Source organism: Aeromonas sp. PrichA-15 (assembly GCF_017939245.1).
Classification (GTDB): domain Bacteria; phylum Pseudomonadota; class Gammaproteobacteria; order Enterobacterales; family Aeromonadaceae; genus Aeromonas; species Aeromonas caviae.
Window position 1 is genome coordinate 1 of the sequence record NZ_JAGKRH010000008.1, and the last position, 12,267, is coordinate 12,267.

At 62.6% G+C, this 12,267-nt stretch carries 12 protein-coding genes and 1 pseudogene; 5 read left to right on the forward strand and 8 right to left on the reverse strand.

The window, feature by feature from the left end; genetic code table 11:
- A pseudogene (locus J9889_RS01875) lies at positions 1 to 139 on the forward strand (IS1595 family transposase); the annotation flags it as partial.
- 460 nt (positions 140 to 599) lie between these two features.
- Here the strand turns inward: J9889_RS01875 and J9889_RS01885 are convergent.
- From J9889_RS01885 to J9889_RS01915, 7 genes are all read right to left on the reverse strand, one after another.
- Positions 600 to 1,940 (reverse strand): DUF4910 domain-containing protein, encoded by a 1,341-nt coding sequence (locus tag J9889_RS01885; RefSeq protein ID WP_041211975.1) that lies wholly within the window; start codon positions 1,938 to 1,940, stop codon positions 600 to 602.
- Positions 1,937 to 2,338 (reverse strand): VOC family protein, encoded by a 402-nt coding sequence (locus J9889_RS01890; protein WP_210555878.1) that lies wholly within the window; start codon positions 2,336 to 2,338, stop codon positions 1,937 to 1,939. Before J9889_RS01890 ends, J9889_RS01885 begins: the two co-directional genes overlap by 4 nt.
- Positions 2,328 to 3,092 (reverse strand): AAC(3) family N-acetyltransferase, encoded by a 765-nt coding sequence (locus J9889_RS01895; protein ID WP_210555879.1) that lies wholly within the window; start codon positions 3,090 to 3,092, stop codon positions 2,328 to 2,330. Before J9889_RS01895 ends, J9889_RS01890 begins: the two co-directional genes overlap by 11 nt.
- Entirely contained in the window at positions 3,089 to 3,313 is a 225-nt protein-coding gene (locus J9889_RS01900; protein WP_065018462.1) for an acyl carrier protein, read from the reverse strand. The genes J9889_RS01895 and J9889_RS01900 overlap by 4 nt, the downstream gene beginning before the upstream one ends.
- On the reverse strand, positions 3,306 to 4,988 hold the full coding sequence (locus tag J9889_RS01905; protein ID WP_210555880.1) for an HAD-IIIC family phosphatase: 1,683 nt from the start codon (positions 4,986 to 4,988) through the stop codon (positions 3,306 to 3,308). The genes J9889_RS01900 and J9889_RS01905 overlap by 8 nt, the downstream gene beginning before the upstream one ends.
- A gap of 100 nt (positions 4,989 to 5,088) precedes the next feature.
- On the reverse strand, positions 5,089 to 5,622 hold the full coding sequence (locus J9889_RS01910) for an ATP--cob(I)alamin adenosyltransferase (protein WP_042016441.1): 534 nt from the start codon (positions 5,620 to 5,622) through the stop codon (positions 5,089 to 5,091).
- Between the two features lie 94 nt (positions 5,623 to 5,716).
- The gene (locus J9889_RS01915) at positions 5,717 to 6,838 is read right to left on the reverse strand and encodes a DUF5610 domain-containing protein (protein WP_210555894.1); all 1,122 of its coding nucleotides are present in this window, start codon (positions 6,836 to 6,838) and stop codon (positions 5,717 to 5,719) included.
- Between the two features lie 169 nt (positions 6,839 to 7,007).
- On the opposite strand from J9889_RS01915, the gene trmA reads away from it, so the two are divergent.
- From trmA to J9889_RS01935, 4 genes are all read left to right on the forward strand, one after another.
- The gene (gene trmA, locus J9889_RS01920; RefSeq protein WP_210555881.1) at positions 7,008 to 8,141 is read left to right on the forward strand and encodes a tRNA (uridine(54)-C5)-methyltransferase TrmA; all 1,134 of its coding nucleotides are present in this window, start codon (positions 7,008 to 7,010) and stop codon (positions 8,139 to 8,141) included.
- A 264-nt stretch (positions 8,142 to 8,405) separates the two neighbouring features.
- The gene (rstA, locus tag J9889_RS01925; protein ID WP_210555882.1) at positions 8,406 to 9,128 is read left to right on the forward strand and encodes a two-component system response regulator RstA; all 723 of its coding nucleotides are present in this window, start codon (positions 8,406 to 8,408) and stop codon (positions 9,126 to 9,128) included.
- Positions 9,129 to 9,357: 229 nt separating this feature from the next.
- Entirely contained in the window at positions 9,358 to 10,683 is a 1,326-nt protein-coding gene (rstB, locus tag J9889_RS01930; protein ID WP_210555883.1) for a two-component system sensor histidine kinase RstB, read from the forward strand.
- 54 nt (positions 10,684 to 10,737) lie between these two features.
- The gene (locus tag J9889_RS01935) at positions 10,738 to 10,920 is read left to right on the forward strand and encodes a hypothetical protein (protein WP_010676075.1); all 183 of its coding nucleotides are present in this window, start codon (positions 10,738 to 10,740) and stop codon (positions 10,918 to 10,920) included.
- 72 nt (positions 10,921 to 10,992) lie between these two features.
- Here J9889_RS01935 and J9889_RS01940 read toward each other — a convergent pair whose 3' ends face one another.
- The gene (locus J9889_RS01940; RefSeq protein ID WP_210555884.1) at positions 10,993 to 12,249 is read right to left on the reverse strand and encodes a malic enzyme-like NAD(P)-binding protein; all 1,257 of its coding nucleotides are present in this window, start codon (positions 12,247 to 12,249) and stop codon (positions 10,993 to 10,995) included.
- Positions 12,250 to 12,267: the final 18 nt, after the last annotated feature.

Here is a 12,267-nt window from a genome sequence, read left to right on the forward strand (position 1 = left end):
AAGGCATCTTGCGGAATACTGCTTCCGGTTTAATCATCGTTTTGACCTCAAGAGCATGTTGGTTGAATTGGGGCATGCAGTCGTGGCAAGCCCTCCGATGCCATATCGGCTCTTGAAGCTGGCTGAGGGTCATGGGTAATCAGGTTGGAGAATCCGCTCTCGTTCAGTTTTTTCAGCAAATATCCTTCTGAACAGCCAATCTCCAGTATATTTTCATCTTTGCCAAAATGACTTGTTATGGTATCAAACATACCGTCATATTTAGAGGCGCCGATATTATTCAGCGGAGAAATATATAGATAGTTGTCATATATTTCCGTTAGTTCTTCCGATGATAATTTCTTGGATGCAAACCCCACCAGACAATCTTTGCAGGCACTGACCTGCAATTCCGACACCTTTACCGGAAAATCACCTGAGTATGCAGATAAAACGGCTGGCATCTTGCGTTCAAGGAAAACCAATGTGTTATCACTGTGACAATATGGACATCTCATGGTCCTCTCCTAACGATGTGATCAGGATTGATGAAACAAAGTTGAACGATCGCAATATCTATGGATTCTCATCCATCACATCATGCAACGAAATACCTATTCTCAAAGACGACTACGCCTGCGCAGAACCCCTGCATCCATAAGCTTTCTAGCCAAGGGCTCGACTCGCCAAAACGGTACTTCGATGATCTCGGCAATCTCAAAAAGGCTCAGATGACCATCGCTGTAAGCCAGCAGGTTCATCATATCCTTTACCTGTGCACCGGACTCACGTGTTGATAGATTCGGATAGAGGCCACGACGCCCCAATTGGGGCTCACCCAATACGGTAGCCTCACAGTATTCATCCAACTCCAGACACTCGATCGCCCGCCGCAACGCTAGGAAACTATCCGCCAGCCCCCGCGGCGTGACCAGAGTAAGATCGTCCAAAGAGGTGTGGTATTCGGAATAACAACCGTACTTGCTGCGCATCATGGTGGTGACTGGCAAGTCTATGCCAGGAGCACATAGCTGACGTTCGTTGGAACCCCTATCAAGATAGCTATACGCCATATAATCAGGTGCGATATGGCCCAACACATGGCGTCCTATGCGATCAGCTATAGAATTCCCCTGTCTGGATGGTAAGAATGAGTAACACCTTTCATCCCCCATACATGTCAGATTAAAACCAGCCAACGTATGAGACTTGAGGTGCTCCAGATGGCGAGAGAGATAAACGATAGCCCCGATTGTCTCAGGAACAAGCATCAATCGATAGCTGTAGCGTCGCTTAGGCAAGGAGGCCAGCCAGGCCATCAAAAACACTCCGACACCTGGGCCGGACAACTCGTTGTTGGCCATGGAGGGGTGGCAAACATAGCTGGATAACAAGATTTCCTGCTCACTCTCCCCCGGTAGCACCCACTCGGCATAAGTCAGTGAGCCCGGTTGCAAGCTGGTATCGATCACAACCTCATAATTTCCTTCGGGTAACGCTTCCCGCACATTGTGGGGTAAACAAAAGCCCCAACGGCGCTGATAATAAGACGTGACATAGGGGATGGCATCCGGTAACTCAGGCAAGGAGTGCAAGTGAGGTTGTAATTCTGCTAAAGGGAGAGTACAGCGTACCGGTTCTGAGTAACCCACCAAATGCAAGTTACTATCATTGAAATCAACCACCTTGTGCCCATCAGGTCCCAAGATGTAAGCCTCTCTGACATTCCACTCATCCGGCACTGTCCAATCAAAAAATGTGCTTCCGCTGGCAACTTCATGGATCTGCAATTCAGGTAAACAATGTTCGCGAAACAGGGCCAATGTTTTTCTTACACCATCGCCTGTCAAGCTGCGATTGAGCGGAAACAGCAAGGAAAGCAAACGATGCAGCTGTTCGCCAAGCTGATCCTGGTCAGCCCAGTCTGTAGGCAAATAACAACTGTCATGATTCGGCATCATTCAACCCCCTCAATTAGCTCAACAATATGTCCCAAGGGACTGAGAAAAAACTGGACATGAGAGCCCCCAAAAGCGATCGCTGGCAGGCTGGGCCCAAGGGGCAGGTGACGCTGTTCGCGCAGCCGTTCGGCGCTCTCCTGCAGGTTGCTCACCCGATAGGCAAGGTGGTTGATGACGTTGCGCCGGGTCTTGAGTACCTGGGCAACCGGACTCTCCTCGCCGGCCGGGGCGACCAGCTCGTAGCAGATACCATGGTCGTCGTGCGCGAACTGCACCCAGACCCGTTGCAGCGGATCTTCCACCGCCGCCGAGAAGCGGCTCAGCCCCAGCACGTCGCGGCAATAGGCCACACCGCTCGCCAGGTCCGGTACCACCAGTCCGATGTGATCAAACTGCATGGGACTCTCCTCCCGCCCGGATCAGGGCGTATGGGGCCGCCGCCAGCAACTCGCTGGCGGCCAGGATGAAGTCGCGGCACGACACAGCCCAGACCGGCACCCGCTGGCACAGCGTCTGGCGCCAGGCGCCCCGCTCCTGCAGCAGGGCCACCAGCCGGGAGAGGTCGATTTCGCTGGCCAGCGACAGGTCGCGCACATAGTAATCCGCCTGCCACTCCCGCACGCGGCCATCGACGCGCACCTGGCCCGCAAACATCTTGTGATAGCGGTAGGGGACGGCCAGCCGCTGCTCCACGTAGTGGGTGAAGGTGATGCGGTCGGGGTGGCAACCCAGCCCCAGCAGCCAGCCGTCCTGCTCCGCCAGCCAGCCGAACGGGCTCTCCTGACCGAAACAGTCGTGACACTCCCGGGCCACCAGCGCAGCCCCCTGCGGGCCGCTGATCGCCATGCTGAAGACGGGATCACGCGTGCGCACCACCCCTTCCCGCTGGCGGAACAGCTCCGTCATCAAGCCCACCTTGCTCGGGGTCTGCGCAGGGTCGAAGCACTCGTCCGCCATCGGGCTGTAACTGAAGGTCGGCACCAGCAGGTGCCCGCCCAGCCACTGCTCGAGGCATGTCCAGAAGGCCGCGATACCCGCGGCGTTGCCCATGCCGGCAAACTGGGCCACCACCATGGCATCCGAGTGCACCATCAGGGCGCCGCCTCTGGGGATCCCCAGCTCGGTCAGCGCCTGCTCGAGCACCTGTTTCACACGGCAACCCCTTTGCTAAGCAGGGCTTGCTGGATGTCGGCCAGGCTCTTCAACTCGGCCAGCTCCTGCGGCTCGAACCGCACGGCATAGTGCTGCTCGACCAGCAGCAGCAGGTTGAAGTGACCCAGAGAGTCCCACTCGGGAAAGCTGCCGAGGGCAGACTGTGCGTTGATGCTGGCCTGGGGGAACTGCTGATGTGCCAGCGCAATAAGGTCATTCATTGGCATAGAACTCCAAAAACGGGAGAGAAAGAGAACAGAGATCAAGCGTGAGGAACAGCTCGTCCGCCAGCGGCAGCAAGCCCGCTGGAGTGGTTATCGGCCGGGTTGGCAGGCTCGCCAGAAAATCCCGCGCCGGCTGGTTGCGGGTGGTGACAACCAGGCTGATGACCAGCTCGGTCACGCCTTGCGCCCGCAGATGGTTTGTCAGTTGCGCCAGCAGCCAGTATTCGAAACCGCGCCCCAGCACCCGGCAGCTGATGGCCAGGGTATCCAGCAGCGCCCTGCCCTCATCGAGCGGGCGCACCACCAGCAGCGCCGTCATGCCGTGATCGGCGAATCTGTCTCGCAGGCCGGCCAGCCAGACGTAGCCCCCCTCGGCGGCCAGCCGGGCCAGTTCCGCCGCCTGATAGCGGCGGCCGGAGAGGTTGAACTGATTGGTCTTCTGGCTGAGCTGTTCGGCTCGCAATTGGTTGCCCGGGGAGAGCGGCTGCCAGTCGGCCTGCAGCGCCAATTGCTGCAGGAAGGCGTGCTCGTCGCCCAGTTGCCGGCGCACCGCCTCGGCCTCGACCTGGGCCTGATAGGAGTGCTGCCGCAGGCCGTCATCCCGGCTCTGGTGGCGACTGCACAGGGCCGGCAGCGTCAGCAGGACATCCGGCCAGCTCCAGAGATCGGCCGGCGGGGTAATCACCAGCACCTCGGGGCAGTTGGCCCGCACCTCGGCCCGCTCCAGCTCGCTGTCATCCCAGAAGACCAGGCTGTCCAGCCCGACATTGAGGCGGGTTGCCAGCCGCCGCAGCCCCTGGGATTTGGGCTCCCAGCCGATTTCGGCGGCGGCGATCTGCGCCCGTGTCAGCACCATGCCCGGATGCTCGTCAAACAGCCGCCACACATCGTCCGCCAGATTCTTGGAGCAGAGCGCCAGTACTATGCCCTGCCCGTGCCAGTGGCTGGCCGCCTGCTGGAAGGCCTGGTAGAGCCGGCCCATCCCGTCCTGCCCCAGCAGGACGCCGCCGACACCGTCTTCGCCGACCACACCGCCCCACAGGGTATTGTCGCAGTCGAGCACCAGCACCTTGTGGGCGGGTTGCTGCAACCGCTGCAGCAAGGGGAGCATCCACTGCGCCAGGCTGGCCAGACCGGCCATGGAGAAGGGGCAGGACATCAGATAGAGGTTGCGCCGATCGAAGCAGTGCTGGCGGCCATGCTGTTGCAGCCAGAGCGGCAGGTGCAGGTCGTCCAGGCCGGGTTGCTGCAGGCGCAGGCGGGCCATCTGCTGCTCGAACGCACTGGCCAGCGCGGCGAGCACGGCAGGAGCAGGGCCATAGACACAGAGCGGAGCATGGCTGCAGGCCCCCACCAGCAGGTGATCCTGCGGGCGGCGCTGCAGATGCTGCAACAGAGGCAGGCAGAGCGCGTCGACAAAGGCGGCAACCGCCAGCTGCTGATCGTCCTGCGCCAGACGGCCCCACTCCTGCAGGGTCCGGGCGGGCACCAGATCTTCCCACAGCCAGATGATGATGTGGGTCCCGGCCGCGGCATCGGCGCCCTGATTCATCAGGGTCTGCAACCACTGGCCATGGGGGGCCACCTGCACTTCGCCATATTCAGCCAGGGGTCGCCAGGCGAGGTTGCCCGGCATCAAGAACGAACTGCCACTGAGATGAATCGATGTCATGGCTTCTCCCACTCCGCTGTCGGCACCATCCAAGTTTTAATAACTTTGCTTGATCGTCTTTGATCTTCTAGAAAAATAAAAGCCTTTTCAGTCATTTATATCAGTAGTTGATGCTGACATAGGGGACTTCGGTCACATCCCACGCCTGCTTGAGGTAGACGGTGAGCACGAAGAAGAAGTTGGCCAGCAGATTGGCGAAGCGATAGAGGATAGGATCGAAGCGCACGCCGCTCTCTTCCAGGCGTACCAGCAGACGCACCACCTTCTTGCTGCCACAGCGGCACAGGTGCAGGGTGGGTATGGGCTGGGGCCCCTGGGGCAGCACGAAGCCGGTCACCCGGCCGCGACTCGCCTCGTTGTAGTGATCGTACCGTCCCTTCAGCCAGTCCAGATCCTCCTCGAAGATGCCGAGCCGTCCCCGCACCGAGCCGTTGAGGTTGTAGATGAGCCGCTGCAGGGTCGCCAGATCCGCCATCACGGGCCGGGTATCCTCATCCGGCATCAGATGAGAGAGCACGGCCCCCACCTGGCAGCAGAGCTCGTCGGTGGCGATCTCGTAGTCGCACTGGAACTGGGTTTCGAAGATGAAGGGGTAGCAGAGCTCGCGCTTGTCTCTTGGCTTCTTGGGGTTCATGGCATCGCCGGGCTGGGGAAAAGGGCAGTGTGCCAGCCCGGGGACGGGCTGGCAAACACCCCGCCCCCGCCGGCATCACGGGGGCGTCGCCAGACTAGCCGGTCGCCATCTGCTGGCCAAGCAGTCGCATGGCTTCCAGCATCCGCTGGTTGAAGCCCATGAAGCCTGCCCCCTGGATCGCCCCGTCCTGACCCCGCGCCGCCAGCACGGTGGGCGTCAGCGCCTCCTGCTGGGAAGGGGGCAGCAGGGCGTCGGCCTGCTGCTGCAACCGGCTGAGCCTCGGCAGGTAGTCCGCCAGGGGCTTGAGGCTCTCCTGCAGGGAACTGGCCCCCTGGTAGGTCTGACTCAACTTGGCCGATTGCTTGAGCTTGAGGGAGTAGGAGACCAGCTGGCTGTCATCCAGTTGCAGCCCGTTCAGCCCGTCAGCCAGAGTCTTGCCGTCGCCCCCCTTGAAGAACTGCCCGGCCAGCTCGTCCAGCCCCTTGACCAGGGTGCCGATGGCATCCATCTCGGCACTGTCGAGATCCCCCTCCAGGGAGAAGTCGAAGCTCTGGCTCGACTTGAGGCTGAACTGGCTGCCGCCCCCATCGCTCTGGGACTTGAACTGCCAGCTGTCGCTGAAGCGCAGCATCACCTTGTCCCCATCCCGGGTCTCGATCTCGAGGAGGGCCTGCTGGCGGCTGGCCATCCTGGCATCCCCCAGATCCGTGGTCGACACCTTGCCGAAGAACTCCTTCTCGAACTCGTCGAGCCCCTTCTGGATCAGCTTGTAGCTCTGATCCATGCCGGTCTTGATATCCTCGTTGTCCGCCCAGTCACCGAGCTGCTTCCTGGCGTCACCGAAGCCCTTGTCCACCCCCTTGCGGGCCTGCTCCATCATCTTGGTCAGGTCGTCGTCGGACTTGCCGTCGGCACGGGCCGCGCCTATCCGCCCGGTGACGAACTGCAACACGTTGTCCGCCACCGACTGGAAATCGAACAGGGTCTCCGGGGTGATCTCCTGGGGCTCCTGCACCTTGGGTGCCTTGTAGCCCTGGCCGTTGATCTCCAGCGCAAATTGCAGCGCCTGCTGGATCAGCACCTGGGCCCATTTCGGGGGCTTGTTCAGGGAGACCTCATCCCCCTTGTCCGCCGTCTTCGACTCCGTCTGTTGAGGCGATTTGGGAGCAATGCCCACTCCCTTGGGTTGGGCTGCGCCCATGCCATCAATTTGCATCATTACTCTCCCGCCTATAGTGGTGGATCGGTTATCGGCCCGACTGGCCACTTCTTGACCACAAAAAACTTGGACAATCCGCAACGGCCTTTTAAAATCCCCACCCTTTGGTTGGCTGCGGCCTTCCCACGGTCTTTCCCCGGCTCAGCCCGGTGCATGCGAGGTATCCATGACTCAATCCCAGCCATCTTCCGCCGACGCCCAGGGCAGACGGACTCCTGCCGACTACCAGGCCCAGCTCGACGAGAAGCGCGATCGCCTCACCCAGCTGTTCGCCCCCTTCAATCCGCCTGCGCTGGAGCTGCACGCCTCTCCCGCCCAGCACTACCGGATGCGCGCCGAGTTCCGCATCTGGCACGAGGGGGATGACCTCTTCCACTGCATGTATGCACCGGCCACCAAGGAGATTATCCGGGTCGACAGCTTCCCCACCGCCAGCCTGCTCATCAACCGACTGATGCCGGTGCTGCTGGAGGGGCTGCGCCCGCACCCCGTGCTGCGCAAGAAGCTGTTCCAGATAGACTACCTCTCCACCCAGTCCGGCCAGATCTGCGTCAGCCTGCTCTACCACCGCAAGCTGGAAGCCGAGTGGCAGCAGGCCGCCGAGGCGCTGCAGGCCGACCTGCGTGCCAAGGAGTTCGAGCTGCAACTGATTGGCCGCGCCCACAAGCAGAAGATCTGCCTGGGGGATGACTTCGTCATCGAACGCCTGACCGTCCAGGGGCGCGAGCTGGTCTACAAGCAGGTGGAAAACAGCTTCACCCAGCCCAACGCCGCCATCAACGAACAGATGCTGGGCTGGGCCCTGGACGTGACCAAGGGGAGCGAGGGGGACCTGCTGGAGCTCTACTGCGGCAACGGCAACTTCTCCATCGCCCTGGCGCAGAACTTTCGCAAGGTGCTGGCCACCGAGATCGCCAAGCCGAGCGTGGACTCCGCCCAGTTCAACATCGCCGCCAACGGTGTCGACAACCTGATCATCCTGCGCATGTCGGCGGAGGAGTTCACCATGGCGATGCGCGGCGAGCGGGAGTTCAACCGCCTCAAGGGGGTCGAGCTCGGCGCCTACCAGTGCAACACCATCTTCGTCGACCCGCCCCGGGCCGGTCTGGACGACGCCACCGTCAAGCTGGTGCAGGATTACGACAACATCCTCTACATCTCCTGCAACCCCGAGACCCTGCAGGCCAACATGGCCGTGCTCGGTGAAACCCACGAGATCGCCCGCTTCGCCCTGTTCGACCAGTTCCCCTGGACCCACCACATGGAAGCCGGGGTGTACCTGAAGCGCAAGGGCGGCTGATCCGGGCGGTTCCCCGGCTGCTCCATGGCAGCCGGAGCCGCTTTGGCCACTAAAGGGCGCGGATCCTGCCTCATCGCGCTGCCCCGACCCGCCACGGGGCAAGTGGGGCGGCCCGATGCCAACCGGTTCATCCTGTCCCCCCTTCTCCCCCGGGAGAAGGGGCAAAAACCCCCGCATTGATTAGTTATCCCGGTGCAGAGCGCGGACGCAGCCGTTATGCTGGCGACACGCCCACTCACGCCATGACCGGGGAACCACGCCACCATGCCACGCGTTCTGTTTGTTGAAGACGATCCCGAGATAGGCCAGCTCATCAGCAGCTGGCTCGGTCGCCACGACATCGAGGTGCTGCTGGAGACCCGGGGTGACCGGGCACTCGACAGGGCCCTGGCCGAGCAGCCGGATCTGGTGCTGCTCGACATCATGCTGCCGGGGCAGGATGGCCTCTCCCTGTGCCGGGATCTGCGCCCGCGCTTTGCCGGCCCCATCGTCATGCTCACTTCGCTCGACAGCGACATGAACCAGATCCTGAGCCTGGAGCTGGGGGCCAACGACTACATCCTCAAGACCACGCCCCCCCCGGTGCTGCTGGCCCGGCTACGAGTCCAGTTTCGCCAGCAGGGGCAGAGCCAGCAGGGGCAGAGCCAGCAGGCCGTGGTCCCCGCCGCCCCACCCCAGCGCCTGCAGTTCGGCCGCCTCCAGATAGACGGCCCGGGTCGGGACGTGCGCCTCGATGGGGAGAGCATTCCCCTCTCCACCGCCGATTTCGACCTTCTGTGGGAGCTGGCCTGCCACGCCGGCCAGATCCTGGGGCGGGAGGCGCTGTTTCGCAGCCTGCGGGGGCGCGACTACGACGGCCAGGATCGCAGCATGGACGTGGCCATCTCCCGTCTGCGCCGCCGGCTCGGGGATGACAGCAACAACCCGACCCGCATCAAGACGGTGCGCCAGAAGGGTTATCTACTCGTACCCCAGGCTTGGGAATGAGCTGGTGTCTCACACGCCTGCACACCAGAAGCCAGGGAATGACAGCAACAACTCGATCTGGATCAAGACGGTGCGCCAGAGAAGGTTACCTGCTGGTGCCCCAGGCCTGGGAATAAGCCCCGCCGAATGACCTTGATGCACTCAGCCTTCTCCCCTTGCGGGAGAAGGGTTGGGGATGAGGGGCAACAAGGCAATGTCCAGACGCAATCCAGGCAAGAGGAGAGCCCCGATGCGACGCCTGTTTATCCAGTTCTATCTGTTGCTGATAGGCTGCTTCACCCTCGCCATTCTGCTCATCGGGCTGGTCTATCAGGTCAGTGCAGAGCGGGCGGGGGACCGTTATCTGGAGCGGATGATGCAAGGCTCCCTCGGCCTGCTCACTGGCGAGCTGGCCCGGCTGCCGCCGGAACACTGGGCCACCCGCACCGGCGAGCAGAGCCGCCAGCTCAATCTGCCGCTGCAGATCGGCGTCCTCGCCAACCAGCCCCTGGCCAGCGAGGATCAGGCCTTCCTCGAGGCGGGCAACATCGTCATCGTCGAAGAGGATGACACCTTCCTGCAGCGCATCCCGAACACCGACAAGGTGCTGATCGTCGGCCCCGTCCCCTACCTCTCCTACCTGCACGAGCTGCACTGGGTGGACGTGGGGCTGTTGCTGCTCATCGGCCTTTCCCTCGGCCTGCCCATCCTGCTCTGGCTGCGCCCCCACTGGCGCGGCCTGCAACAGCTCGAACAGACCGCCCGCCGGGTCGGCGACGGGGATCTCTCCTGTCGCACCGGTTTGCCGCCCGGCAGCAGCCTGGGCCAGGTCGGCCGCACCTTCGACCAGATGGCGGAGCAGTTGCAGGCCATGCTGGCCAGTCGCAAGCAGTTGACCGACGCCATCGCCCACGAGTTGCGCTCCCCCCTGGTGCGGCTGCGCTATCGCCTCGCCATGCTGGCCGAGCCTCCCTCACCCGAGGAGCAGCAGGGACTGGAGCGGGACCTCGGCGCCCTCGATGCCCTCATCGAGGAGATGCTCACCTATGCCAGGCTCGATCGCCCCGAACTGCCGCTGCAATGCAGCGATCTGGAGCTCGGCAGCTGGGCCGGCAGCCGCCTGGCCGACTGGCAGGCCCTGCGACCGGACAAGCGGCTCGACTTCGTGCGCCCGGCCATGGCTCTGCCCTGGCGCGGCGACACCCGATTGCTGGACCGGGCGCTGGAAAACCTCATCGGCAACGCCCTGCGCCATGCCACCAGCCAGGCAAGCCTCTGCATAGCGCGACAGGGGGACGACTATCAGCTGGAGGTGGCCGACGATGGCCCCGGCATCGATCCCGCCCTGGCCCCGCAAATCTTCGAACCCTTCGTGCGCCTGGATCAGAGCCGGGACAGACGCACCGGCGGCGCCGGGCTGGGGCTGGCCATCGTGCGCAGCATCGCCCACCACCACGGCGGCGAGGTGCAACTGCTGCCAAGCCGCAGCGGTGCCCGTTTCTGCCTGACCCTGCCCGTACATTTGGATACAAACCGTCACCAGTCGCTCACTGAACCGCAGGTCGAACAGCCCTAGGATGAAGTCATGGAGAAACGCTCCATGTCATCAAACCGAACGAGGAACTGGAATATGAACAAGCTGATCCCCCTGACTCTGGCCGCTGTCTTCGCCCTGACCTCCGGCTTCACCATGGCCGCCACCCCGACCAAGGCCGCCGCTCCCCACGCCACCCAGACCAAGGTCGTGAAAAAGCATCACAAGGCTGCCCACGCCAAGGCGCCGGCCGTCAAGGTTGCCCCCAAGACCAAGTAAGCTGCCCGCTTCCGCCATGAAAAAGGGGCCCCCGACAGGGGGCCCCTTCTGTTTTTGCGCGCTTGCCGTGACTCAATCCAGCATGTAATCCGCCGGCAGTTCGATGCGGGCCACCCCGGAGGCAACCGCCGCCAGTGCCACGGCACGGGCAACCCGCGGCAGCAGGCGGGCGTCCATGGGCTTGGGAATGACGTAGTCCTTGCCGAAGGCGAGTTCACTCACGCCAGCAGCGGTCAGCACCTCGGCGGGCACCGGCTCCTTGGCCAGAGCACGGATCGCCTCCACTGCCGCGATCTTCATGGCATCGTTGATGCGGCTGGCACGGGCGTCGAGGGCGCCGCGGAAGATGAAGGGGAAGCAGAGCACGTTGTTGATCTGGTTCGGGTAGTCCGAACGGCCGGTTCCCATGATGAGATCCCCGCGCACTGCGTGAGCCAGGGCAGGCTTGATCTCGGGGTCCGGGTTGGAACAGGCGAAGATCACCGGGTTGGGGGCCATCAGGGCCACCGCCTCGGCGGGCAGTACGTCCGGGCCGGAGACGCCGACGAAGACGTCAGCCCCGTCGATGACATCCATCAGGGTGCGCAGAGGGGTGTCGTTGGCGAAACGCTGCTTGTACTGGTTGAGATCGGTGCGGCCGCTGTGGATCACACCCTGGCGGTCCAGCATGAAGATGTTGTGCGGCGCAGCCCCGCACTTGATCAGCAGATCCATGCAGGCGGTGGCGGCGGCGCCGGCGCCCATGCAGACGATGCGGCTGGTGCCAATCTCCTTGCCCTGCACTTCCAGCGCGTTGAGCAGCCCGGCGGCGGTGACGATGGCGGTACCGTGCTGGTCATCGTGGAACACCGGGATGTCGCAGCGGGCGATCAGTGCCTCTTCAATCTCGAAGCACTCGGGGGCCTTGATGTCTTCCAGGTTGATGCCGCCGAAGGTGTCGGCGATGGCGGCCACCGTATCGATGAACTGGGCGCTGGTCTCGTGCTTCACCTCGATGTCGATGGCGTCGATGCCGGCAAAGCGCTTGAACAGCAGGGCCTTGCCCTCCATCACCGGCTTGGAGGCCAGCGGGCCCAGATTGCCCAGCCCCAGGATGGCGGTGCCGTTGGAGATGACGGCCACCAGATTGCCCTTGCCGGTGTAGAGGTAGGCATCGGCCGGATTGGCGGCGATCTCGCGTACCGGTTCGGCAACGCCCGGGCTGTAGGCCAGCGCCAGATCGCGAGCGGTCTCGGCGGGCTTGGTGAGGGCGATGGCGATTTTGCCCGGAACGGGTTGGGCGTGGTAGTCGAGTGCTTGTTGGCGGAGATCGTGCTGCTGATCGGACATGGGGGACCCCGATACGGA